This window comes from Pseudomonas fakonensis (genome assembly GCF_019139895.1).
Classification (GTDB): Bacteria; Pseudomonadota; Gammaproteobacteria; order Pseudomonadales; family Pseudomonadaceae; genus Aquipseudomonas; species Aquipseudomonas fakonensis.
Window position 1 is genome coordinate 5,162,980 of sequence record NZ_CP077076.1, and the last position, 24,114, is coordinate 5,187,093.

The window sequence follows — 24,114 nt, forward strand, 5'->3', positions numbered from 1 at the left end:
TGTGACCGACTTGTTCGATCAAGCCGCGAATACGCCGCACCGTCTCGCTGAAGCCACGTCCCAGTTCGCCCAGTTCGTCCTGGCTCTGGACCTGGAAGCTGACTGTCATGTCGCCGGCAGCCACCTTGTCCATGGCGCTGCCCAGGTTGCGCAAGGTCTTGCGAGTGGACACATAGAAGCCGCTGTAGAGGTAGATGATCAGCACGAACACCGTGCCCAGTGCCGCCACCAGGGCGAACATACGCAGCCGGTGCTGGCCCAGGCGCTCCTCCAACTGGCCATGCAGGTGGGCCAGCACGGCGTCGTTGAGCTGCCAGGTTTGCGCCATCAGGTCGCTGGTCTGTTGGTAGAAGCTGGCCCAAGGGGCGTCGAGGGTTTCGGCCACCACCACCTGGTCCTCGAACAGGCTCGCCGCCTGTTTGACGGTGGCCTGGCTGGCCTGGGCGCTGGCGGCCAGCACCGCCTTGGCCCGGGTATCGGCGGCCAGGGCGTCATCCAGGCGGATGGCGTAGTCGCCGGCCAGCCGCTCCAGGCGTTGCAGCAGGTCTTCGAAGCGGGCACTGCCGGAAGAGTCCATGAAGCCGCGGCCAAGGGCCACGGCGCCCATCCAGCGCCCTTCACCGATGGCCTGGGTGACCTGGGCCGTGCCGCTGCCTACCAGCTCGCCGAGCTGACGCACCGAGGCCTGGCTGTCCTGGTTCAGGCCCGACTGGCTGGCAATCAGCTTGCCCAGTACCTGGGCCTGGGCCAGCAGCTTGTCGAACAGCGCGGCCTTGTTCGACAGCGAGCTTTCGCCGCGGGCGCGGGCAAAGGCCTCGGCCAGCTCGGCGCGCTTGGCCTCGATGGCCGGGTCGCCGCCCTGCAGCGCCTCCAGCTGGGCCTGGGCCTTGTCCTCCAGCGCCTTGATGCGTGCTTCCACATCACCGGCCTGGCCCGACTGGCCAAGCACAGCGTTGATCTGCAACAGGTTGCCGAGGGTTTCCAGGCTGCCACGCAGCGCCAGGCTTTCGCCCAGCGGCGCCAGGCCCTGCAGCTCGACACGGGTGGCGTGGAACTGGTTGTAGGCATCGCGCACCAGGTAAAAGCTGGTGACCAACATGGGCAGGAAGAACAGGACGCTGATCAGGCTGAACTTCATGCCGAAGCTCAGCCGGTTCATCAGTGCGATGGCCGGATAGAGCAGACGCTTCACGGGTCACCTCCTTGAATTCTTGTTGTTCTGCGGGGTAGCACAAGGCCATCTGTGGCCTGTGGGCTTGTATAGCGCAGATTCGATTCAAGGTTTGTAACTTAAGGTTAAGCGTTGGGTTCGAGGGCCCTATCGCCGGCAAGCCGGCTCCTACAGAGGACGTGAATCCCGCAAGTCACGCAACACCTGTAGGAGCCGGCTTGCCGGCGATTGAAGCGGCGCCGATCAGTCAGACCAACACCGTCCACAGGGCAAAGCAGGCATACCACAGCACCGCGCAGCGCAGCAGCAGCTCCCACAGGCTGTCCAGCCGCGCCAGGCCCTGCTGGCGGTCTTCGTCTTCGGCGATATCGTCGGCCACCCGGCCAACCTGGGCCACCAGGTGCCCCGCGCTGATGTGCCAGTCGAGCAGTGCATGCAGCATCACCCGGGTGACGGCGACGAAGTTGCCCACCAGGGCGAAACTCACCGCCACCACCCGCACCGGCAGCCAGTCCATGGCGTGGCGCAGTTGCCCGGCCAAGGTCTTGATGCCGGGCTGGCGGCTGCTGTCACTGGTCAGCGCCAGCAGGCGGTAGGCAAGCGCTGCGCCCGGCCCCAACAGGAAGTACCAGAAAATCACCGCGAAGAAGCTCTGGTAGGCCTGCCACAGCAAATGGCCCTGAACCCGCTTGATCAAGCTCTCGGCATCGTCGGCGGCCAGGCCCAGGTCGCGCTCGGCCACATGCAGCGCAGCCTGGTCGTCACCCCGGCGCCAGGCATCACGAAACGCCCCGAGCGAAGCCTTCACATCACCGCGCCCCAGGCTGTAGACCAGCGCCAGCAGGTGCACCGGCAATGCCAACAGGCCATAGGCTACCGGCTCCAGCACATGCAGCAGCAATACCAGCAGCGCCACCGGTGCCAGCACCAGCACGGCCAGCGCCCAGCCCGGCTGGGCCTTGCCGGTACGTTCCAGCCGCGCCAGTTCACCAAGGAAGAAACCGTCGCGTTGCAAGCGCTGGCGCAGCGCCGAGAACTTCTCGACCCACAGCACCAGCACCAACACCAGAAAACTCATGCCATGTCCTCGTTACGCTGTACGTCGGCGCGGTAGCGCGGCCAGTCGAATGCCGGGCCCGGGTCGGTCTTGCGCCCGGGGGCGATGTCGCTGTGGCCCTGGATGCGCTGCGCGTCGATGGCCGGCCAAATCTTGCGAATCTGCCGGGTGATTTGCTCCAGCGTCGCGTATTGGGCATCGGTGTAGGGCTGATCGTCAGTGCCTTCGAGCTCGATACCGATGGAAAAGTCATTGCAGCCCTCACGCCCGTCAAAGCGTGAAACACCAGCGTGCCAGGCGCGGTCGAGCAGCGAAACGAACTGGGTGACGGCGCCATCGCGCTCGACGAACAGGTGCGCCGACACAGTCAGCTGGCAGATGCTTTCGAAGTACGGGTGTTCGGCCGGGTCCAGGCGGTTCTGGAAGAACTGCTGTACCTTGCCGGTGCCGAAGCAGGCCGGCGGCAGGCTGATGTTGTGGATCACCAGCAGCGAGATAGCCTCGCCTTCGGGGCGGGCGTTGAAGTTCGGCGAGGGGCAGTGGGTGACGCCGGAGAACCAGCCGGTGGCACGGTCCAGTTGCATGGGGCAGATCCTGAAAAAGGCCGGGAACAGGGGGTCAGTATGCCTGAAAGGAAAGGGCGGCTGCACCGGCCCTATCGCCGGCAAGCCGGCTCCTACTAAGGATCAGCGTGCCTGCTGCCCGCGCAACTGCTCGAGCACTGCCTCCAGCGCCCGCTCGAACAGCAGCCCGTCATCCAGCAAGCGCACTTCGCCACGGCGCAGGGCCATGGCCAGCCCGGCGCGGTTCCATTCGCGCACCTTCATGCCGGTGCGGTTGGTGAAAACCAGGCGGTCACTGTTGTCGACACGCGCCACCAGCTTGCAGCGCAGTGGCTCGTCGTCATCCATCACCTCGACCCAGTTGCCCAGGCGCAGGCGATCGACCTGGCGCAGGGCCGGCTCTTCCTCGCCCGACAGCAGGCTCGGCGCACAGGCTGACTCTTCGGCAATGGCCAGCACGATGTCCGATTGCACCCACACATCAGGCAGCGCCGCGCCCTCGACCGGCGTACCGCCGCAGGCCCGCAGGTGCAATTGCTCCAGTTGCTGGAAGAAATCACGGGTGGCGGCCGAATCCAGCGCCACACCAGCCAGGCCGTCGCGCAGGGCCTTGAGCAGGCCTGGCAATTGCTCGAGCAACTGCTCGGGCTGCGGGTGCGGGGCAATGCTGGCCAACAACGCGTCCACCGTGGCCAAGGCATCGGCCCAGGCAGCCGAGGCTTCGCCCTGCTTGAGCCAGGCCAGCAGCAGCACCTGGCTCCAGGCCTGCTCGAGCATCTGCACCACCACCAGCGGCAACACCCGCCCGCGCAGGCGCTGGTTGAGCTCGTCCTGCACCTTCAGGCGGGCCTGCAAGGTGCGGGCGCGGCCCTCTTCGGCGTCGCGGGTGCGCTGCTCGAGCAGCTCGTTGCGCCGCCGCTCGTCCTGGCTGAAGGCGAGGAACTCATCGAGCAGTTCGTTGAACAGGGTGCAGTCTTCGGAAAAATCGTTGAGCAGCCGTTGCACCACCCGCTCCACCCGCAGGTGCAGGCTGTCGCGCAGCCCTTCGCCATCGGCCTCCCAGCCGATGGCCACGGCAGCGATCTCGTTGACCAGGCGCCGCGCCGGGTGGGTCGCGCGGCTGAACATGGCCTTGTCGATCAGCGCCACCTTGAGCAACGGGATATGCAGGCGGGCAATCAGCGCGCGCAGGCTGGTGGGCAGGTTATCGTCGGCTTCTATGTAGCCGAACAACAGCGCCACCAGGTGGATCATGTCTTCGTCGCTGCCAGCAATGTGGCGGCGCGTGCCGCTGCGCACGCTGACCCGCAGCAACAGCTGTTCCAGCTGCTGGCCGAGGTGGAAGTCGTCTGCCTCGCCTGGGGCCGGCACGTAGTGCTGCAGATGGGTGAGCAGGCGCAGCAAGTCACTGGTGCTGATCGGTTGCGCGCTGCCAGCGGTGTGCAGGCGCGGCGCGAACTGCCCGCGGGCCGGTGCCAGCAGCTCGCCCAGCGAGGCGACGAAGGCATGGCCGGCACTGTCGACCTCGCCGTCATCGGCCAGCGTCGGGTCGGCCGGGGCGCACCGACCAGTGCCGCGCCGGTCTTCGGCGCGGCGGCGTGGTGCCGCCTGCAGCTCGGGGAGCACATCGGCGCTGGCCAGCAATTGGTTGGCCTCGCCATACAGCAGGTCGAGATCGCGCAGCACATAGCGCTCGAACAGCTTGAGCAGCACCAGCTTGACGCTCAGCCCCACCCCCAGGTTGCGCCCGGCGGCCAGAAAGTAGCCGCACAGGTTGGCCGGGCCCATAGGGTTGCGCGGCTCATCCAGCTCCAGTTCCAGCAATACGCTGAAGCGCAGGTTCAATTGCCCAAGCACCAGGCCATCGCGCGACAGCACCCGGTCGACCATGCCCTGCACCGCCACCGCACGCTCCAGCGGGCCCTTGCCCGGTGTCAGTGGCTGCATGCCCGGCAGCTCGAGGGCATCGGCCTGGCCGATGCGGGCGAAGGCTTCGTAGAAGGTGTCGAGGAAGCCGCGCTCAATGCTCTTGCGCTTCAGGCGCAGGTCGCGCATGGCTTCGAAGTAAAGGTTCTGGTCGGCACGGCCACTGGCCTTGTCGGCCATTTCGAAGAGCGTGTCGTCGGCATTGTCGAACAACGCCTGCAGGCCCTGGCGCAATTGCAGGGCGGCCTTGTCACGCACCTGCAGCAACAGCACGGGAAGGCAGGGCGAGAGCGCGCGCGCGCCTCGATCGATGGCCCCCGCCAGGGGCACCACCTTGCCTTCTTTATGCATCCGGGACTCCTTGATGGATGTTGCGCGGGTCGATTGCGTGGGAAATCGTCAAAGCTATGACGCCAAATACTGGGCGCTATTATCGGTGAAAATTCTTACAGCCGCTAGCCAAGGTTTCGCACGCCTCAACTGACCGCGCATTTGCCGAAATGCTCACCCTTCCTGACCAAAGGTCGTCTGTACGGTTGCTGTACAGGCCGCCCCCCTGCCCTATAATCGCCGCCATCTAGCTTGTGGAGCCGACCATGCCGAACCTACGCCTCGCCGACCTGACCGCCGAAATCGAAGCCAACGTGCGCCGCGCGTTGCTCGAAGACATCGGCAGTGGCGACATCACCGCCCAGCTGATCCCGGCCGAGCGCCTGGCCAAGGCCACCATCATCACTCGCGAAGACTGCGTGATCGCCGGCACTGCGTGGGTGGATACGGTGTTCCGCCAGCTCGACCCGCGGGTGGCGGTGCACTGGCAGGTGGCCGATGGCGAACGGGCGGCGGCCAACCAGGTGCTGTTCCACCTCGAAGGCCCGGCGCGCTCGCTGCTGAGCGGCGAGCGCTCGGCGCTGAACTTCTTGCAGATGCTCTCGGGCGTGGCCACCCGTGCGCGCTTTCTGGCCGACCTGGTCGAGGGCACCCAGGTGCGCCTGCTGGACACCCGCAAGACCCTGCCGGGCCTGCGCCTGGCGCAGAAGTACGCGGTTACCTGCGGCGGTTGCCACAACCACCGCATCGGCCTGTACGACGCCTTCCTGATCAAGGAAAACCACATCGCCGCCAGCGGTGGCGTGGCCGAAGCGGTGGCCGCGGCGCACCGCATCGCCCCGGGCAAGCCGGTGGAAATCGAGGTGGAGAGCCTGGATGAACTGCGCCAGGCGCTGGCCGCGGGGGCCGATATCGTCATGCTCGACGAGCTGAGCCTGGACGAAATGCGCGAGGCGGTGCGCATCACCGCTGGCAAGGCCAAGCTCGAGGCCAGTGGCGGGGTCAACGAAACCACCCTGCGGGTGATTGCCGAAACCGGTGTGGACTACATCTCCATTGGTGCGATGACCAAGGATGTGAAGGCGGTGGACTTGTCCATGCGCCTGAGCCTGTAACGGTTTCGCCAGACACAAAAAACCGGCCCTTGGGCTGATGCTGTTCACTTGAGATTGCCGGGGCCGCTTTGCGGCCCATCGCGACACAAGGCCGCTTCCCACAGGTACCGCGCAGGGCTGAGTTACCAAGCCATGCACAGTTCATGTGGGAAGCGGCCTTGTGTCGCGATGGGCTGCAACGCAGCCCCAATCCAGGCAACGCCACACTCAAGTGAACAGCATCACGGCTTTTGCTTTCTGCAGGAGCCGGCAAGCCGGCTCCTGCAGGGGGTCGCCTGGCTTAGAACGAAGCGTTGGCCAGGCCGTCCAGGTAGCGCTCGACATCCAGCGCAGCCATGCAGCCGGCACCGGCCGAGGTGATCGCCTGGCGGTACACGTGGTCGGCCACGTCGCCTGCGGCGAACACGCCTTCGACGTTGGTGGCGGTGGCGTTGCCTTCACGGCCGCCGGCAACTACCAGGTAGCCGTCTTTCAGGGTCAGCTGGCCTTCGAACAGCGAGGTATTCGGGGTGTGGCCAATGGCGATGAACACGCCGTCGACCTTGATTTCGTCGAAGCTGCCGTCGTTGTTCTTCAGGCGCGCACCGGTTACGCCCATGTTGTCACCCTGCACTTCGTCCAGGGTGGCGTTGAGCTTGAGCTCGATCTTGCCTTCGGCCACACGGGCGTGCAGCTTGTCGATGAGAATCTTCTCGGCGCGGAAGGTATCGCGGCGATGCACCAGGGTCACCTTGCTGGCGATGTTGGCCAGGTACAGCGCCTCTTCCACGGCAGTGTTGCCGCCGCCGACCACAGCCACCGGCTTGTTGCGGTAGAAGAAACCGTCGCAGGTGGCGCAGGCCGACACGCCCTTGCCCATGAAGGTTTCTTCCGACGGCAGGCCCAGGTAGCGGGCGCTGGCACCGGTGGCGACGATCAGCGCGTCACAGGTGTAAGTACCGCTGTCGCCCTGCAGGGTGAACGGCTTGTTGGCCAGGTCCACGGCGTTGATGTGATCGAAGACGATTTCGGTCTCGAAGCGCTCGGCGTGTTCCTGCATGCGCTGCATCAGTGCCGGACCGGTCAGGCCATGGGGGTCGCCCGGCCAGTTGTCGACTTCGGTGGTGGTGGTCAGCTGGCCGCCGGCCTGCATGCCGGTGATCAGCAGCGGCTTGAGGTTGGCGCGGGCAGCGTAAACTGCGGCGCTGTAACCGGCAGGGCCGGAACCGAGGATGATGACGCGCGAATGACGTACTTCGGACATGACGAACTCCTGTCGAGCGGGCCGCACCGTCAAGGTGGCGGTTGCGCCAGCTGGAATTAAAAGGGACCCACGCAGCACTTGGGGAAGGCTACAACGCGTCGGCCCAGAAACGAAAAGTTGAGCGCACTGTAGCGAGGCCGCAGAGATTAAGGAAATATCCTTAGACAATCCACCTTATAGACAGCCTCTATGCGCAGAAGAAACCGCCAGGCGCTGCCCATGGGCTTTGTTACACGCCGTTTCGCCAAGCCTGCCCGCCTTTCGTCGGCGCGGCAAACTCGGGTAAGGTCAGCGCGTTTTCCATCTGCGGAGCATTCCGATGCAAGCCCCCGTTCTTTCCGGCCCCCAATACCTGCGTGAAGGGCTGAAACTGGTCCTGAGCCCGGGCCTGCGCCTGTTCGTGCTGCTGCCCCTGGCGGTAAACCTGCTGCTGTTCGGCGGCCTGATCTGGTTTGCCGGGCACCAGTTCAGCCTCTGGGTCGACCACCTGATGCCTACCCTGCCCGGCTGGCTGAGTTTTCTTACCTACATTCTCTGGCCGCTGTTCGTCGTGCTGGTGGCACTGATGGTGTTCTTCACCTTCACCCTGCTGGCCAACGTCATCGCCGCGCCGTTCAACGGTTTTTTGGCAGAAAAGGTCGAGGTGGTGGTGCGCGGGCAGGACAACTTCCCGGCGTTCAGCTGGGGCGAGCTGGTGGCCATGGTGCCGCGCACCTTCAGCCGCGAGATGCGCAAGCTGGGGTACTTCCTGCCGCGGGCCATCGGCCTGTTCATCCTTTCGCTGATCCCGGTAGTCAACGTGATCGCCGCGCCGTTGTGGCTCGCGTTCGGCGTGTGGATGATGGCGATCCAGTACATCGACTACCCGGCGGACAACAACAAGATGAGCTGGCAGGACATGCTTGCCTGGTTGCGCAGCAAGCGCTGGCAGTCGCTGGGCTTTGGCGGGATCACGTATCTTGCGTTGATGATCCCGCTGGTCAACGTGCTGATGATGCCGGCGGCGGTGGCCGGGGCGACGTTGTTCTGGGTGCGTGAGCGCAAGTAAGTGCTGGGGGCGCATGCCCTTCATGCCTGTAGGAGCCGGCTTGCCGGCGATCACCGGCAGTGCCGGTGCCTGGCCACAGGGCGGTATGGCCTGACACGGCCCTATCGCCGGCAAGCCGGCTCCTACAGGGGGGTATCAGTGTGACAGCTGGCTGGAGAACTGCCCCACTGCATCCACCACCTTCTTCGCCCCTTCCTGGATCTCCACGATCACCCCGCCGGTGTCGGCAGCCAGTGCAAGGCCCTGCTCGGCCTGGCGCTTGCTGGTGTCGATGATGTCCACCGCAGCCTGAGCCAGTTGCTCGTTCTGCTGCACCACCTTGGCGATTTCTTCAGTGGCGCTGCTGGTGCGCGAGGCTAGCTGACGCACCTCGTCGGCGACCACGGCAAAGCCTCGGCCCTGCTCGCCGGCACGCGCGGCCTCGATGGCGGCGTTGAGCGCCAGCAGGTTGGTCTGCCCGGCAATGTCGCTGATGGTCTTGATGATTGCGCCGATCACCTTGGACTGCTTGTCCAGCGCCTGGATGCCATCGGCGGCGTCCTGCATCGAACCCTCGAGGCCGCGCATCACTTCCACCGTCTGGGTCACCACCTCGGTGGCCTTGCGCGCGCAGCCGTCGGTTTCCAGCGAGGTGGTGTAGGCGATATCGGCCGCCTCGGCCACCGCCTGCTCCTGGTTGACCTGGTCGGTGACCACGGTGGCGAACTTGACCACCTTGTAGAGCACATCGTGGGCATCGAAGATCGGGTTGTACGAGGCTTCCAGCCATACCGTACGGCCATGGGCATCGATGCGCTTGAAGCGGTCAGCAACATATTCGCCGCGGCGCAGCTTGTCCCAGAACGCCTTGTACTCGGGCGAGCTGGCTTCCTGCGGGTCACAGAACATGCGGTGCGGCTTGCCGCGCACTTGCTCGAGGCGGTAGCCCATGCCCTCGAGGAAACGGTCGTTGGCAGTGAGTACCTGGCCTTCAAGGTCAAACTCGATCACTGCCGTGGAACGCATCAGCGCCTTGATCAGGCTCTCATGCTCGCGGGCGGTTTCGATGGTGCGGGTGAGGTCGCTGGAGTGCAGCGAGAAATAGCGGATGCGCCCGTGGCTGTCCTTCACCGGCTGCAGGATCGAGCGCAGCCAGGCTTCCTGGCCATTGCCGCGCAACAGGCGAAAGGCGCCGTTGAGGTGCTCGCCACGAGTGATGGCGGCCTTCATGCGCTGGTGGAAGTCGAGCTGCTTCACATGGGCCGGGACGATCTCTTCGATATTGCGCCCGACCAGTTGTTCGGCACGGTAGTGCATCTCGGCTTCGAAATTGGCGTTGACCGACTCGATGCGCCCCTGGGGGTCGAGCTGGAGCACCAGCATTTCACTGTCGAGGCTGTTCTTGACCTGCTCGATGGACAGCAGTTCTTCGCGCAGCTGCTGGATTTCTTGCTTGAGTTTGCTGTTGAACATCACCGCTCTCCTGGAGCGCATAGCGATAGTCGAATGCATCTGCATCGGCCGCGCCAGCGCGCTTCTTGAGCGCTTTGCCATGAAATATTCACGGCATCGAAACTGCCGGAAATCAGGCGTCATCTGTACGTCACAAAGGCGTCACATGCCCGCAATCGGGGCGGCGGAAACTTTTTGTCATGAATACTCCGCCCTTGCGTATCACCCTGGTCAGCGAGACCTTCCCCCCCGAAATCAATGGCGTGGCCAATACCCTTGGCCGGCTCAGCGAGGGGCTGCGCCTGCGCGGGCACCAGGTGGAGGTGATCCGCCCGCGCCAGGCCAGCGATTGCGCAGCGGGGCCGGACGACAGCCTGCTGCTGTGCCGCGGCTGGCCACTGCCGGGCTACCCGGGGTTGCAGTGGGGCGAGGTGTCGATGCACAAGCTGTGGCGCCGCTGGCGCCGGCAGCGCCCCGATGTGCTGTACATCGCAACCGAAGGGCCGTTGGGGTTGAGCGCCCTGCGGGCAGCAAGGCGGCTGGGCATTGCCGTGGTCAGCGGCTTTCACACCAATTTCCCGCAGTATTCGGGGCAATACGGCCTCGGCCTGCTGGCAAGGCTGCTCACTCACTACCTGCGCTGGTTCCACCGGCGCACCGCCATCACCCTGGTGCCCAGCGCCAGCCAGCGCCTGGAGCTGGAGCGTCGCGGTTTCGAGCGACTGGGGCTGATGGCCCGGGGTGTGGACGCCAGCCTGTTCAACCCGGCCCGGCGCAGCCAGGCCCTGCGCGAGCAATGGGGGCTGGCTGCGGACGATATCGCCGTGCTGTATGTCGGGCGACTGGCGGCGGAGAAGAACCTGGCACTGCTAGGCCCGTGCATGGCGGCGCTGCAGAAAAGTTATCCACAGCGGCGCCTGCGCCTGGTGATGGTCGGCGACGGGCCATTGCGCGCCAGCCTTCAGCAGCAACTGCCGCACGCCCTGTTCTGCGGCGCCCAGCGCGGCGAAGTGCTGGCCGAACACTATGCCAGCGCCGACCTGTTCCTGTTCCCAAGCCTCACCGAAACCTTCGGCAACGTGGTGCTGGAGGCCATGGCCTCGGGGCTGGCGGTGGTCGCCTACGACGAGGCCGCCGCCGCCCAGCACATTCGCCACGGCCACAGTGGCGCGCTGGCCATGCCTGGCGATCAGGCGGGTTTCATCGATGCTGCGTGCTGGCTGCTGGAAGAAAGCGAAACCCTGCGCCGGGTGCGCCTGAACGCCCGCCAACACGCCAGCCGCCAGGGCTGGCCGGCGATCGTCGAGCAGTTCGAGGGCTACTTGTACGACGCCTGCCGGGGCAGCACGGCCAGCAGCAAGGCAGCCCCGGCCCTAGCCCTCAAGCCAGGCTCGCCAGCGCCTCGCGGCTGAACGGCAGCACTTCGGCCTCGCGCCCGTCACGCACCTTCTGCGCCCATTGCGCATCCACCAGCAACGCGCGGCCGACCGCCACCAGGTCGAACTCACGCGCCTCCAGGCGCTGCAACAGGCCTTCCAGGCTGGCAGGCTCGGCGACCTTGTCGGTGTCGACCATGAACTGCAGGAACTCGCCATCCAGGCCGACGCTGCCCACGGTGATGCTCGGCTTGCCGGTGAGCTGGCGGGTCCAGCCGGCCAGGTTCAACTCGCTGCCGTCGAACTCTGGTTCCCAGAAGCGCCGGGTGGAGCAATGGAAGATATCCACACCCGCCGCCGACAGCGGCTCGAGGAAGGCTGCCAGGGCCTCGGGGGTTTGCACCAGGCGCGCACTGTAGTCCTGCTGCTTCCACTGCGAGAAGCGGAAGATGATCGGGAAGTCCGGGCCCACCGCCGCGCGCACGGCCTGGATCAGCTCGATGGCAAAACGCGAACGGCCGGCCAGGTCGCCGCCGTATTCGTCGTCGCGGCGGTTGCTGGCCTCCCAGAAAAACTGGTCGATCAGGTAGCCGTGGGCGCCGTGGATCTCTACCCCGTCCATGCCGATGGCCTGGGCATCGCGCGCCGCCTGGGCGAAGGCGGCGATCACTTCGCGGATATCATCGTGGCTCATGCCCTGCACCAGCACCGTGCCGTCCTTCTCTTTGCCGCTCGGGCCATAGGCCGGCACGCTGGCGTCCGGCTCCACACCCAGGCGGCGCACGCTGCCCACATGCCACAGCTGCGGCACGATGCGCCCGCCTTGCGCGTGTACCGCCTCGACCACGCGCTGCCAGCCGGCCAGGGCGTCCTCGCCGTAGAAGCGTGGCACGTTGGGGTAGCCGTTGGCGGCCTTGTGGCCAACCGTGGTGCCCTCGGTGATGATCAGGCCGACACCCGCTGCAGCGCGGCGGCGGTAGTACTCGACCACGCCGTCGTGGGGCACGCCGCCGGGGCAGAAGGTACGGGTCATCGGGGCCATGACCACACGGGTCGGCAGCTCGAGGGTACCCAGGGTGAAGGGCTGGAACAGAGGGTTGCTGGACATGCGGCGCTCCCGGCACGGGTGAGGAAATGCGCCTGAGCTTAGGGGCAGTGCGGGGGCTGGCACAGCATTATTGATTGGGGTGATTGAAGGGTATCGCGGCCCTGTGGGAGCGGGTTCACCCGCGAACACCGGCTTTGCCGGTGCCATCTACCGTGTCGCTTGCTTGGCGGCTAAAGCCCCACAGGGATCGCATGAACTTCAGCTCTGTGCTGCCCCCTGTAGGAGCCGGCTTGCCGGCGATGAGGCCGCTACAGGCGCCCACGAGCGCCGCATCAAGCCAGCGCCTTCTCGATGGCGTGCACCACGCTATGGTCGTCCGGTGCAGTACGCGGGGCGAAACGGGCCAGTACGCGGCCGTCCTTCCCGACCAGGAACTTTTCGAAGTTCCAGGTGATGTCGCCGGGAAACTCCGCGCCCTCACCCGCCAGCAGGCGGTACAGCTGATGGCGCTCGTGGCCGTTGACCTCAAGCTTGGCACCCAGCGGGAAGCTCACCCCGTAGTTGAGGCTGCAGAAGTCCTGGATCTCCTTCTCGCTGCCCGGCTCCTGCCCGGCAAACTGGTTGCACGGCAGGCCCAGCACGTTGAAACCCTTGCCCTTGTATTGCTGGTAAAGCTTTTCCAGCGAGGCGTACTGCGGCGTCAGGCCACACTTGGAGGCGACATTGACCACCAGCACCACCTGGCCCTTGAACGGGGCGAGGGGCAGGTCCTCGCCGTTCAACGCCTTCAATGTCAGGTCGTGAAATGCACTCATGATGAATCCCCTCTCAGGTTCCCGATTGTCGCTGGGGCGAATTGCGCCCACTAAAAAGGCGCTCTTCCAAGCCGCGTACCCCGTCGGGGGCATGCCGGCTTGTCCGAGCGCCTGGCGACTTTCTGAGCTTAGCGCAGAAAATCAGTGGTGATGGCCACCTTCACCGTGGATGTGACGGTGAGCGATTTCTTCTTCGCTGGCGTCACGCACGTCGACCACTTTCACCTTGAAGTTCAGGCGCTGGCCGGCCAGCGGGTGGTTGCCGTCGACAGTCACGTCGTCGCCGTCAACGTCACGGATGGTGACGATCTGCATCTGGCCGTCCGGCGCAGAGGCGTGGAACTGCATGCCGACTTCCAGCACGTCGACGCCTTCGAACAGGCTGCGGTTCAGGGTGCTGACCAGCTCGGCCAGGTATTCGCCGTAAGCGTCTTCCGGCTCGATGGCAACCTCAAGTTCGTCACCGGCTTGCTTGCCTTCCAGGGCTTTTTCCAGGCCCGGGATGATGTTGGCGGCACCGTGCAGGTAAACCAGCGGCGCACCACCGGCGGAGCTGTCGATGGTCTCCCCGGCGTCGTTGGTCAGGGTATAGTCGATGGACACAGCCTTGTTGGCGGCGATCAGCATGGGGCAAGACCTTTTGCAAAAGAATGTAGAGCGGGGAAGTGTAACCAAGGCATCGACCGATTGCGAACCGACCATGGACGAAGGGTCGCCCGTCAGTCTGATCACGGGCTTTCACCAGGACGAAGAAGGCCACTGGGTGGTGTCGCTGTCTTGCGGCCATACCCAGCACCTGCGCCACCAGCCCCCCTGGCAGGCGCGGCCCTGGGTGCTTGACGCCGAACAGCGCCAGCGCCGCATCGGCCAGGCATTTGCCTGTGGCTGGTGCGCCCGGGGGGCGGTTAGCGATACCCTTGGCCGTTGATTCTTTTGCACCGCTTATTTCGAGAAGCACGCATGCAGACTTTTTTCATTGCGCCGACCGACTTCGGTGTCGGCCTGACCTCCATCAGCCTGGGCCTGGTTCGCACCCTCGAGCGCGCCGGGCTGAAGGTCGGCTTTTTCAAGCCTATCGCCCAGCCGCACCCCGGTGACACCGGGCCTGAGCGCTCCAGCGAACTGGTGGCGCGTACCCACGGTATCAAGCCGCCCACCCCGCTGAGCCTCGGCCAGGTCGAGCGCATGCTTGGCGATGGCCAGCTGGACGAGTTGCTTGAAGAGATCATTCGCCTGTACCAGCAGGCCTGCGTCGGCAAGGACGTGGTGGTGGTCGAGGGCATGGTACCAACCCGCCACGCCAGCTACGCGGCCCGGGTCAACCTGCACCTGGCCAAGAGCCTGGACGCCGAGGTGATCCTGGTATCGGCGCCGGAAAACGAGGTGCTCAGCGAGCTGTCCGGCCGGGTCGAATTGCAGGCCCAGCTGTACGGTGGGCCGCGCGACCCGAAGGTGCTTGGGGTCATTCTGAACAAGGTGCGCACCGACGAAAGCATGGCCGAGTTCGCCACGCGCCTGCGCGAGCACTCGCCGCTGCTGCGCGGCAACGACTTCCGCCTGCTGGGCTGCATCCCCTGGCAGAGCGAACTCAACGCCCCGCGTACCCGCGACGTGGCCGAGCTGCTCGGCGCCCAGGTGCTCAACGCCGGTGACTACGAGCAGCGGCGCATGAACAAGATCATCATCTGCGCCCGCACCGTGGCCAACACCGTGCCGCTGCTCACCTCCGGCACCTTGGTGGTGACCCCGGGCGATCGCGACGACATCATCCTGGCGGTGAGCCTGGCGGCGATCAACGGCGTGCCGTTGGCCGGCCTGCTGCTGACCAGCGACAGCAAGCCCGACCCGCGCATCCTCGAGCTGTGCAGCGGTGCGCTGCAGGCCGGCCTGCCAATCCTGTCGGTAAGTACCGGCTCGTACGACACCGCCAACCAGCTCAACTCGCTGAACCGGGAAATCCCGGTGGATGACCGCGAGCGCGCCGAGTTCATTACCGACTTTGTCGCCACCCACCTGGACGCGGCCTGGCTGCACCAACGCTGCGGTACCCCGCGCGAGCTGCGCCTGTCGCCGGCGGTATTCCGCTACCAGTTGATCCAGCGCGCCCAGCAAGCCAACAAGCGCATTGTCCTGCCCGAAGGTGCCGAGCCGCTGCTGGTGCAGGCTGCTGCACTGTGCCAGGCCCGGGGTATCGCCCGCTGCGTGCTGCTGGCCAAGCCCGAAGAGGTGGCCGCGGTGGCCCGCGCCCAGGGCATCAGCCTGCCACCGGACCTTGAAGTGCTGGACCCGGAGCTGATCCGCGGGCGCTATGTGGAGCCGATGGTCGAGCTGCGCAAGAGCAAGAACCTCAACGCGCCGATGGCCGAGCAGCAACTGGAAGACCCGGTAGTGATCGGCACCATGATGCTGGCGCTGGGCGAGGTGGACGGGCTGGTGTCGGGCCTGGTGCACTCCACCGCCAATACCATCCGCCCGGCCCTGCAGTTGATCAAGACCGCGCCGGGTGCCAGCCTGGTGTCGTCGGTGTTCTTCATGCTGTTCCCCGACCAGGTGCTGGTGTACGGCGACTGCGTGATGAACCCGCACCCCAGCGCCGAAGAGCTGGCCGAAATCGCCCGGCAGAGCGCCGAGTCGGCCGAGTCGTTCGGCATTGCGCCGCGGGTGGCGATGCTGAGCTATTCCAGTGATTCGGCCGGCAGCGACGAAGAGGTGGCGAAGGTGCGTGAAGCCACGCGCCTGGCGCAACACGCCGAGCAGCAGTTGCTGATCGACGGCCCGCTGCAATACGACACCGCCGCCAACCCGGACATCGCCCGCCAGCTGGCCCCGCACAGCCCGGTGGCCGGGCGCGCCACGGTGTTCGTGTTCCCCGACCTGAATACCGGCAACACCACCCACAAGGCAGTGCAGCGCAGCGCCGACTGCGTCAGCCTCGGGCCGATGCTGCAGGGCTTGCGCAAGCCGGTGAACGACCTGCCGCGCGGGGCGCAGGTGGATGACATCGTGCATACCATTGCGTTGACGGCCATCCAAGCCAGTAACGTGCGCTGACAAACGCATCGCGGGGCAAGCCCGCTCCCACGGCTTAACGTGGGAGCGGGCTTGCCCCGCGATTTACTTCAGCCGTTGAACGTTACGGATACTGCTGCACAGTCCCCTGCTGGTCATACTGCTGGCCCGGGATCGGCTTGAGGTTCACCTCTACCCGACGGTTCTGCGCCCGGCCATTGGCATCGGCGTTGCTGGCGATCGGCTGGTCCGGGCCCATGCCGCGCACGCTCACCCGGGTGCCATCCACGCCCTGGGAGGTCAGGTAGGTGCTGACTGCCTGCGCGCGACGTTGCGACAGGTCCATGTTGTGCTGGCGGCTGCCGGTGCTGTCGGTGAAGCCAACCACCTCGATGGTGTTCTGGTTGAACTGCTTGAACGAGCCGGCCAGGTTGTTCAGCGGCGCATAGAAGCTGGGCGAGATGTTCGCAGAATCGGTGGCGAAGGTGATGTTGCCCGGCATGATCAGCTTGATCTGGTCACCCTGGCGCTGAACCTCAACGCCGGTGTTGGCCATCTTGGCGCGCAGCTCGGCTTCCTGCTTGTCGGCGTAGTAGCCATAACCTGCGGCGGCGGCGCCTACTGCGGCAGCGCCGATCAGCGCACCCTTGCCACGGTTGTTGTGGTCGATGGCGGCGCCGGCAATGGCACCCGCCAGTGCGCCCAGGCCGCCGTACTTGGCCGTCTTGCTCATCCCTGTGGAGCCCTGGTCCTGGCTCTGGCCGTCATAGGGGTTCTGGCCGGCGCAACCGGTCATCAGGGCAGCGGCGGTAGCGACGATAATCAGACGACGCATCATGGACAAGCTCCTACTGAATTCATAAGTGCAGCGGATCGCATACGGATCTGTGCCGTGGCTTGGATTGCACCTGCGCGCAAAAATTCCATGAAACTTCACGCCCGTACGAACGGGTTTTCGCGCATCTCGTCGCCGAGGCGGGTGTCCGGGCCATGGCCGGTCACCACGATGGCCTCCTCATCCAGCCGGTACAGCCGCTCCTTGATGGAACGAACGATAGCCCGCTGATCGCCACCCCACAAATCGGTACGGCCGACACCACGGCGGAACAGGGTGTCGCCGGCGATCAGCAGCTTGTGCTCGGCGAACCAGAAGCTCATCGAACCCGGCGTATGCCCTGGGGTGTGCAGCGCCACGCCGCAGCCGCAGGCCAGCGCCTCGTCATCGCCCAGCCAGCGGTCGGGCGCAGGCACCGGTGTGTAGGGCACACCGAACATCTGGCATTGCATCTCGAGGTTGTCCCACAGCGGCTGGTCAGCCTTGTGCAGGTGCAAGGTGGCGCCGGTCAGTTCCTTGAGCCGGCCCGAGGCAAGGAAATGGTCGAAGTGGGCGTGGGTGTGGATGATGCTCACCAGGGTCAGGCCGTGGTGCTGCAGGCGGGCGAGGATCTTCTGCTCGTCACCGCCCGGGTCGACGACGATGGCCTTTTTGCTGAGCGGGTCGCCGATCAGGGTGCAGTTGCACTGCAGAGGGCCGACGGGGAAGGTTTCGCGGATGAGGCTAGTCAGTTGTAGATTCATGCTTGCCCAGGGAAATTACGGTAAAAACGGCCGAAGGTCGTCGGGTAAACACGGCAGTACTGCCGACTCAACCAGCCATACGCCCGCCCGGCTCAAGTTTAACGCCCTTTTCCTTGGCCACTTGAAGCAAACGCAACTGAGTACGGGATACCTCACCCACCAATCGTCGTGCTTGCGCCTCGAAATGGGCCATGGCCTGCTCTGCTGTGTGCTGTTTTGCAGATTTCACGACTGCCTCCACAAAGGACTGGCGCCCGATAATATTAAGGATCGATTTTCATCACAAGGCGACTGCCAAGCATGCATTTGAAGCCTAGCGCTTCATACAGCGGGCGTACTGCGAATACGGGATTCTCGATCTCGATTTCACGACAGCCCAGCATCCGACCGTAAAACTCGGTCGACATGATTGCAAGCGCCGCCACGGAACCGGCCAGAGGATGAGAACAGCCTGGCTGGCTTTCAAGCAAGATGATCTTGATGCATAGGCGACTCTTGCGTGGCGTGGCATAGCAAAGGCCGCACAGCTCACTAGCGTGCCAAATCGCCAGATCGAAACCTCTGCGGTCCTTGCCCTTCCATCGCTGAACGCACTCCCATGGAAACAGCGTGGCGCTATCTCCCCATTGCAGGCTTGCCTCCACACACGCGGGTGTTATGGGCTCCATCCTGACCTGATCTGCCTGAACGCCATCCTTAAGAAGAGAAGGCTGACCAAGCAGAACCTCCTCCACGCGCTTTCTTGCCAATGAACGGTACTCCTGGTATCGAAGACCATCTCCCATGGCACTCACTCAACCAGGTTCAGCAAATTTCGCGCGCTACAGGGCGCATTTGATCCCAGGCTTCGAGGTCCTTCGGGGCTGGTGCGTGGAAGTTGCACTGGCTCAACAGGGTCTCGAGGTCATATCGAACCCTGGCTTGCTCATGGGGAGAATTATGTTCACGCGAAAGTTTACGACGCTGGCTGACTGTTTTTTGCATCAGTACGACTCCTAGATTGTTTGGGAGCCGTATTACTAACCACCATCAGCACCGAAAAACAGGCCTCCTGAGGCTAAATCAGCATTCAAGGAGTGCTCCTACAAAACAGGAGGAAAGCCCCTGCAACTGATCCTGGGAGTGTTTCACCTGATTACCGAGCTCAAGGCAGATACAACCTGAACAACCCGCCCCCCAGCGCCCCGCCATTGGCGATCTCGATCCGCCCTCGCACCCCATTGCGCTCGTGCAATGCAGCGATGCGCGCGGCGAAGTACAGGCCCAGGCCGGTGCTGCCGCTCTGCTGGTCGATGCCCTGCACGTAGTCACTCTGGCGCTCGAGCATGCGCTGTGGATAACCGGCGCCGTCGTCGTTGACGCTGATGACCAGTTGCTCGCCCTCCTCTTCGATGCTGATCAGCAGGGCGTGGCCGGCGTAGCGAATGGCGTTGGTGAGCACGTTGGCCACCACCGAGGCGACCAGCTCGCGGTCGAAGAAACCCAGCGGGTTGTCGGTGTCGATGCGCCAGGTGGCGAGGATGTCGCGGTGCTTGAGCACTTCCTGGTGGGCCGCCAGCTGGGCTTCGATGAAGTCGTCCAGCTCGTGGTAGTCGGGGCACACCGGCAGCTGGTTGACGCCCAGTTTGTACAGGCCCAGCAGTTGCACCAGCATGCCGTTCAGGTGGCTGAACTCATGCTCCATGATGCCTTGCTCGGCACCGCCCTGAAGCTCCTCTGGCAGGCGCGCCAGCCACTGGTTGTGGGCCTGGATCAACGCCGACAGCGAATTTTTCAGGTCGTGCACGGTGGAGGCGATCACCGTGGAAAAGTCCAGCCCCTGGTCGCCCTGGCTCATGCGCCGAACACCCGCACGTGCAGCTTGCGGTAGCGCTCGTAGCGGCTGTCGCTGGCCGGGATGCCGGCCACGCTGGTGAGGCAGTCGCGGCACTCCTGCAGCAATGCTGGCGGCGGTGTTTCACCGCCAATGCGCAGCAAGGCCTGGGCGGTGTTGAGGGCGATACTGATGTTTTTCGGCTGCAGCGACAGCGCCTTGCGGAACATGCCCAGCGCTTCGCTGAGCTGGCCGCCCTGATAGCTGCGCACGCCCTGACGGTTGAGGTCGACCGCCTCGGTCACCGCGCCCAGCACCGTGGGGTCGTCGGTGAGCTTGGCCACGCTCTGCATGACTTTTGGGTCATCGCCGTAGGTTTCCACGCAGCCTTTCAGAATGGAGGTGCCCGCCGCATCCTGGCCAAGCTGCTGCAGCTGTTTGGCAACCGTCAGCGCTGCTTCCACCGAGAAGAACTGGTCCATTTTCTCAAGCCGCTGCATGGCCTGTTCGGTGAGCTTGGCTGCGGTGTCCGGGTCACCGGCCTGTTGCAGGCTGGCAGCCTTCATCAGCCGTGCACGCACTTGCAGGCCCTGGTCCTCGACATGCTCCTTGGCCACTTCACTGAGCACGGTGTTGATTTCAACCCGGGTACGCGCATCCAGGCCAAAGCCTGCGTTCTTGTTCATCAGCGCCTGGGCCAGGCCCAGGTTGCTTTCGGCATCCTTGTAGCGTGAGCTCTGCCCTTGGTTGACCGAGTGCCGGTAAGCCTTGGAGGCGGTTTCGAAGTCGGCATTCTCCAACGCCAGCTTGCCCAACGCCGCCTGCCGGCGCACCGCCAGCGGTGACAGGCGCACGGCTTCTTCAAGCATGTGCTGGGCACGCCGCGATTCGCCCTGGGCCACCAGCACGTCGGCCATGCCGTCATACAGGCTGGGCATGATCGGGAAGGCCTTGAGCGCCTGCTCGAACACGCCCTGGGCCTGGGCATGCTGGCCGCGCTTGTGCAGCAGGTTGCCCAGCGCCGCATACACCCACGGCTGCGGGCGGCTGGCGAGAATGCCCTTCAAGAACTTTTCCAGCTCGTCGAAACGGTTCAGGTCGCGCAGCGCGTCGGCACGGTAGCGCAGGCACAGCGGGGCAAAGCGCGGGTCTTTCTTGCACAGCTCGGCGCAGGCGACGAGCACCTGGGCCGGCTGGCCGCGGTCCAGGGCCTGGAGGATCGGCTTGAGCAGGGTCTTGCGCTGCACCAGTTTTTCCAGGCGCTGGGCCAGGCCGACACGGTTGAACGGCTTGGTCAGGTAGGCGTCCGGCTCGTGCTCGATGGCGCTGAGCACGATGGCCTGGCTGCTCTCGGCGGTGACCATGATGAACACGCATTCATGGCTGATCAGCTTGTCGAGGATCAGGTCCTCGAGCACCTGCTGGCCATTCTTCTTGCCGTCGCCCAGGTGGAAGTCCTGGAGGATGAAGTCGTAGCGTTTCTGCCCGCACATGCGCAGCGCCTGCTCGCCGCTGTCGGCGGTGTCGACGTCGCGCACACCCAGCTCACGCAGCATGGAGCGGGTCGACGTACGAAAATCGGTGAAGTCGTCGACGATCAGAAAGCTTTTTTGCCCGTACTGCAGCATCAAGACGGCCTGTATTGGAATAATGGGAAAAAGTGGCGCGCGGCGATGCATGCCGCCGAACTGTGTATCGGCAGCGAGCCTGGAAAGATGAGCGCTCAGCAACCCGCTATGTTAGCGGGCAAAACGCCACTATGCCAGCAAACCCAGGGCCTTGGCCCGAGCCACGGCCTGGGTGCGGCGCTCCACACCCAGCTTGCTGTTGATGTGGCTGGCGTGGGTCTTGACCGTGTGCAGCGAAATGAACAGCCGTTCGCTGATCTGTTGGTTGGAGCAACCCTGGGCGATCAGCTCGAGTACCGCCAGTTCACGGCCGCTGAGCGACTCAGTGGGGTTGCTGCTGGTTTGCGGGGCGTCGGGCAGGCGCGCCAGCAGCTCGCCTTGGACCGCGCAGGGCGCACATACGGCGAGTTGCTCGCGCAACCACTGCGGGTGTATTTCGATAAGCCGCTGGAACGCTTGCAACGCGCCACCTTGCGCCGCCTCCACAGCCTGCGCCAGCAGTTTCACCGCATCGCTTTCACGCCCCTGGGCCAGCAACAGCCCGACCGACTGGCACATGGCACAGATGGCCAGCGCCATGCCGCCACTGGCCTGCCCCCGGGCGGCCAGCGCATCCAGGCGTGCCTCGGCGTCCGCCGGGCGCTCGAGCACCTGCTCCAGCAGTGCCCGCTGCAACTCAATGTGCAGCGGCAGCAAGGGGTGAAATTCCGGGGCTGCGGCCGGTTGCTCGCCGCCGTAGGTCTGGCCCAGGCGCAGCAACCAGGATTCGGCGAGGTCGGTACGGCCCTGGGCCAGCCACAACTCGCACTTCACCAGGGTAATCATGGCCAGGTAGAAGATCGGCGGCACATCCCAGATATGCATCAGCCGTTCGGCCTCGGCCAGTTCCGAGAAGGCCTCGGCAAAGCGTCCTTCACGCCCGTCCAGGGTGGCGATCACGCAGTGGCCGATGAGCACGCTGATATCCCGGCAGGCGCGTGCCTCGCTGAGCCCGGCGCGCAGGCGCGCACGCGCTTGTGCGGGCTGCAAGCGGGTGGCCAGCAGGTAGCCTTCGTAAAGCGTGAGCCGCGCACGCACCGCATACAGCCGCTGGCCCGACAGCCCCTGCAGGCGCTGCAGGCCCTGGCGCACTTCATCCAGCGCCCTGAGCACCTCGCCACGGGCGTGCAGCACCCGGGCCCGGTCGTAGTGGGCCAGCGCTTCGAACAGTGGGTTGCCGACCCGCTGCGCCAGCTCCAGGGCCTCGCGGTTCCAGCCCCGGGCACGCCAGAAATCGCCATCGGCGATGGCCAGGTTGGACAGCGTCGACAGGCACACCAGGCGTTGCCCGTAACGCTTGCAGGGCAGGCTTTGCAGGGCTTCGCTGCAATAGCTGAAGGTGCGCTGGCGATCACCACGGCCCCTGGCGATGACGCCGCTCAGGGCCAGCCATTGCGCCAGCATCGAGCGCTGGGCCGTGGCCGATGGCGCCGGCAGGAAGCGGCTCAGGTAGCCGGCGAGCTCTTCGGCTGCATCCAGCTGGCAAGCCAGGCCCAGGGCCCAGCTGTACAGCACGATCAGGCGCGGGGTGCTGATCAGCAGGCTGTCGGGCAAGTCCATTTTCCAACGCAGCAACATGCCGACGTTCTGCTCGGCCAGCAGTTGCTCTTCGGACAGGCTCTGCACCAGGTCCGCCGCCACGTCCAGATGGCCTGCGCGCAAGGCTTGCTCCACCGCTTCATCCAGCAGGCCCTGGCTTTCGAACCAGCGGCTGGCGCGCAGGTGCTGGCTGGCCAGGGGCCCGCTGGCCTGGCGGCTACGCAGCAGGTCGGAGAACAGATGATGGTAGCGGAACCAGCGACCGTGCTCGTCGAGCGGTACCAGGAACACCTGGTGCGCCTGCAGGTAACGCAGTACCTCGGCGCTGTCGTCACGCTCGCGCACGGCGTCACACAGTTCGGCGCAAAAACGTTCCTGGCAGGCGGTGTCATAGAGAAACGCCTGCACAGCGGCCGGCAGAATGTCGATGACTTCTTCTAGCAGGTAATCGCGGATCAGCCCTTCGCCCCCGTGCAGGGCTTGAGGCAACGCGCCGTCGTCACCCGACTCGCTGGCCGCCAGCTGCCAGAAGCGCAAGCCGGCCACCCAGCCGTCGCTACGCTGGATCAGGTTGTCCAGCGCCTGGCCACGCAAGCCGGTGGGCTGGCGGCCAATCACCGCCAGTGACTCGTCGGGGGTCAGGCGCAGGTCTTGTTCGTTGAGTTCGAACAACTGGCGTGACAGGCGCAGGCGCGCCAGGTGCCAGTCGGGGCGCTGGCGGCTGGTGACCAGCAGCACCAGCCCAGCGGGTAGGTGGTTGAGAAAGAACTGCAGGCAGCGGTCGAGCACCGGGCCCTGGGCCAGGTGGTAGTCGTCCAGCACTATCAGCAAAGGGGTGTCGGGTTGCAAGTAAAGCGCCAGCTCGTCGAGCAGCCCATCGAGCCATTCTTCGAAGGCAAATGGCTGATGGCGCTGGCGCATTTTCAGCAGCCCCAGCGCCTGGCCACCCAAGGCCGGGCAAAACTGCTGCAGACCTTCGAGCAGGCGCTCGAGAAAACGCCCGGGGTCGGCATCGCGCTGGCTGAGGCCCAGCCAAAGGCTGCGCCAATGCCCAGGCAGCCCCTGGCAGAACTCGATGGCCAGTGAGCTTTTGCCGAAGCCTGCCGGCGCGCTGATCAACAGCAAGCGCCCCGTCAGACCAGCGCTCAGGCGCTGGCACAGGCGGTCCCGTGGCACATGGGCTTGCGGCAGCGGTGGCCGGAAGAAACGCCCATCCAACAGGCCCAGTGCCTGGCTGGCGACTCCATGTATGCGGGACAGGTCTGTCATGGCCGGCTCGTTCTGATGGGAAGACTTCGGCAAAACGGATTTTTGCGAGACTAGCGGCAAAGCTTGAGCATTTGAAGATGATGGGCGCAATTTGCGCAAAAAAGACTACGACAAAA

The 24,114-nt window shown here is 65.0% G+C and carries 20 protein-coding genes and 1 pseudogene; 5 read left to right on the forward strand and 16 right to left on the reverse strand.

Features of this window, described 5'->3' with window-relative positions:
- Positions 1 to 37: 37 nt before the first annotated feature.
- From KSS94_RS27675 to KSS94_RS22750, 4 genes and pseudogenes are all read right to left on the reverse strand, one after another.
- Positions 38 to 1,159, reverse strand: a pseudogene (locus KSS94_RS27675) (HAMP domain-containing protein); the annotation flags it as partial.
- Between the two features lie 259 nt (positions 1,160 to 1,418).
- A complete protein-coding gene (gene ampE, locus KSS94_RS22740) occupies positions 1,419 to 2,249 on the reverse strand; it encodes a regulatory signaling modulator protein AmpE (RefSeq protein ID WP_217840296.1) in 831 nt (276 codons plus the stop codon).
- A complete protein-coding gene (gene ampD, locus KSS94_RS22745) occupies positions 2,246 to 2,812 on the reverse strand; it encodes a 1,6-anhydro-N-acetylmuramyl-L-alanine amidase AmpD (RefSeq protein ID WP_217840297.1) in 567 nt (188 codons plus the stop codon). The genes ampE and ampD overlap by 4 nt, the downstream gene beginning before the upstream one ends.
- Positions 2,813 to 2,914: 102 nt before the next feature.
- Positions 2,915 to 5,068 carry a DUF1631 domain-containing protein gene (locus KSS94_RS22750; RefSeq protein WP_217840298.1) on the reverse strand — a complete coding sequence of 718 codons (2,154 nt, stop codon included), beginning with the start codon at positions 5,066 to 5,068 and terminating at the stop codon, positions 2,915 to 2,917.
- Positions 5,069 to 5,313: 245 nt separating this feature from the next.
- On the opposite strand from KSS94_RS22750, the gene nadC reads away from it, so the two are divergent.
- Positions 5,314 to 6,162: a carboxylating nicotinate-nucleotide diphosphorylase gene (gene nadC / locus KSS94_RS22755; RefSeq protein WP_217840299.1), complete on the forward strand. Its 849-nt coding sequence runs from the start codon at positions 5,314 to 5,316 to the stop codon at positions 6,160 to 6,162.
- A gap of 280 nt (positions 6,163 to 6,442) precedes the next feature.
- Here nadC and trxB read toward each other — a convergent pair whose 3' ends face one another.
- On the reverse strand, positions 6,443 to 7,405 hold the full coding sequence (gene trxB, locus KSS94_RS22760; RefSeq protein ID WP_217840300.1) for a thioredoxin-disulfide reductase: 963 nt from the start codon (positions 7,403 to 7,405) through the stop codon (positions 6,443 to 6,445).
- 319 nt (positions 7,406 to 7,724) lie between these two features.
- Here trxB and cysZ point away from each other — a divergent pair, with 319 nt between their 5' ends.
- A complete protein-coding gene (gene cysZ, locus KSS94_RS22765) occupies positions 7,725 to 8,453 on the forward strand; it encodes a sulfate transporter CysZ (protein ID WP_217840301.1) in 729 nt (242 codons plus the stop codon).
- Positions 8,454 to 8,588: 135 nt separating this feature from the next.
- Here cysZ and KSS94_RS22770 read toward each other — a convergent pair whose 3' ends face one another.
- On the reverse strand, positions 8,589 to 9,905 hold the full coding sequence (locus tag KSS94_RS22770) for a methyl-accepting chemotaxis protein (RefSeq protein WP_217840302.1): 1,317 nt from the start codon (positions 9,903 to 9,905) through the stop codon (positions 8,589 to 8,591).
- A 179-nt stretch (positions 9,906 to 10,084) separates the two neighbouring features.
- On the opposite strand from KSS94_RS22770, the gene KSS94_RS22775 reads away from it, so the two are divergent.
- Complete coding sequence (locus tag KSS94_RS22775) at positions 10,085 to 11,296, forward strand: glycosyltransferase family 4 protein (protein WP_217840303.1); 1,212 nt, start codon at positions 10,085 to 10,087, stop codon at positions 11,294 to 11,296.
- Here the strand turns inward: KSS94_RS22775 and KSS94_RS22780 are convergent.
- The 3 genes from KSS94_RS22780 to KSS94_RS22790 form a co-directional block, all read right to left on the reverse strand.
- A complete protein-coding gene (locus KSS94_RS22780; RefSeq protein WP_217840304.1) occupies positions 11,265 to 12,368 on the reverse strand; it encodes an NADH:flavin oxidoreductase in 1,104 nt (367 codons plus the stop codon). The two genes, KSS94_RS22775 and KSS94_RS22780, sit on opposite strands and share 32 nt — an antisense overlap.
- Positions 12,369 to 12,640: 272 nt before the next feature.
- A complete protein-coding gene (locus KSS94_RS22785; RefSeq protein WP_217840305.1) occupies positions 12,641 to 13,123 on the reverse strand; it encodes a glutathione peroxidase in 483 nt (160 codons plus the stop codon).
- Positions 13,124 to 13,264: 141 nt separating this feature from the next.
- Complete coding sequence (locus KSS94_RS22790) at positions 13,265 to 13,750, reverse strand: FKBP-type peptidyl-prolyl cis-trans isomerase (RefSeq protein ID WP_217840306.1); 486 nt, start codon at positions 13,748 to 13,750, stop codon at positions 13,265 to 13,267.
- Here KSS94_RS22790 and KSS94_RS22795 point away from each other — a divergent pair.
- Together KSS94_RS22795 and pta are read left to right on the forward strand one after the other, a co-directional pair.
- Positions 13,749 to 14,051, forward strand: a complete 303-nt coding sequence (locus KSS94_RS22795; RefSeq protein ID WP_217840307.1) for a DUF3565 domain-containing protein — start codon at positions 13,749 to 13,751, stop codon at positions 14,049 to 14,051. The two genes, KSS94_RS22790 and KSS94_RS22795, sit on opposite strands and share 2 nt — an antisense overlap.
- 32 nt (positions 14,052 to 14,083) lie before the next feature.
- Positions 14,084 to 16,174: a phosphate acetyltransferase gene (gene pta / locus KSS94_RS22800; protein WP_217840308.1), complete on the forward strand. Its 2,091-nt coding sequence runs from the start codon at positions 14,084 to 14,086 to the stop codon at positions 16,172 to 16,174.
- An 82-nt stretch (positions 16,175 to 16,256) separates the two neighbouring features.
- Here the strand turns inward: pta and KSS94_RS22805 are convergent, their stop codons facing one another.
- The 7 genes from KSS94_RS22805 to KSS94_RS22835 form a co-directional block, all read right to left on the reverse strand.
- Positions 16,257 to 16,970: a YiaD family glycine zipper/OmpA-like lipoprotein gene (locus KSS94_RS22805; RefSeq protein ID WP_217840309.1), complete on the reverse strand. Its 714-nt coding sequence runs from the start codon at positions 16,968 to 16,970 to the stop codon at positions 16,257 to 16,259.
- Between the two features lie 95 nt (positions 16,971 to 17,065).
- The gene (locus KSS94_RS22810; protein ID WP_217840310.1) at positions 17,066 to 17,710 is read right to left on the reverse strand and encodes an MBL fold metallo-hydrolase; all 645 of its coding nucleotides are present in this window, start codon (positions 17,708 to 17,710) and stop codon (positions 17,066 to 17,068) included.
- 67 nt (positions 17,711 to 17,777) lie between these two features.
- Positions 17,778 to 17,939: a hypothetical protein gene (locus KSS94_RS22815; RefSeq protein ID WP_217840311.1), complete on the reverse strand. Its 162-nt coding sequence runs from the start codon at positions 17,937 to 17,939 to the stop codon at positions 17,778 to 17,780.
- 34 nt (positions 17,940 to 17,973) lie between these two features.
- On the reverse strand, positions 17,974 to 18,495 hold the full coding sequence (locus KSS94_RS22820; RefSeq protein ID WP_217840312.1) for an N-acetyltransferase: 522 nt from the start codon (positions 18,493 to 18,495) through the stop codon (positions 17,974 to 17,976).
- Between the two features lie 359 nt (positions 18,496 to 18,854).
- A complete protein-coding gene (locus KSS94_RS22825; RefSeq protein ID WP_217840313.1) occupies positions 18,855 to 19,547 on the reverse strand; it encodes a sensor histidine kinase in 693 nt (230 codons plus the stop codon).
- Positions 19,544 to 21,151 carry a tetratricopeptide repeat-containing response regulator gene (locus KSS94_RS22830; protein ID WP_217840314.1) on the reverse strand — a complete coding sequence of 536 codons (1,608 nt, stop codon included), beginning with the start codon at positions 21,149 to 21,151 and terminating at the stop codon, positions 19,544 to 19,546. The genes KSS94_RS22825 and KSS94_RS22830 overlap by 4 nt, the downstream gene beginning before the upstream one ends.
- A gap of 129 nt (positions 21,152 to 21,280) precedes the next feature.
- Positions 21,281 to 23,998: a winged helix-turn-helix domain-containing protein gene (locus KSS94_RS22835; RefSeq protein WP_217840315.1), complete on the reverse strand. Its 2,718-nt coding sequence runs from the start codon at positions 23,996 to 23,998 to the stop codon at positions 21,281 to 21,283.
- Positions 23,999 to 24,114: the final 116 nt, after the last annotated feature.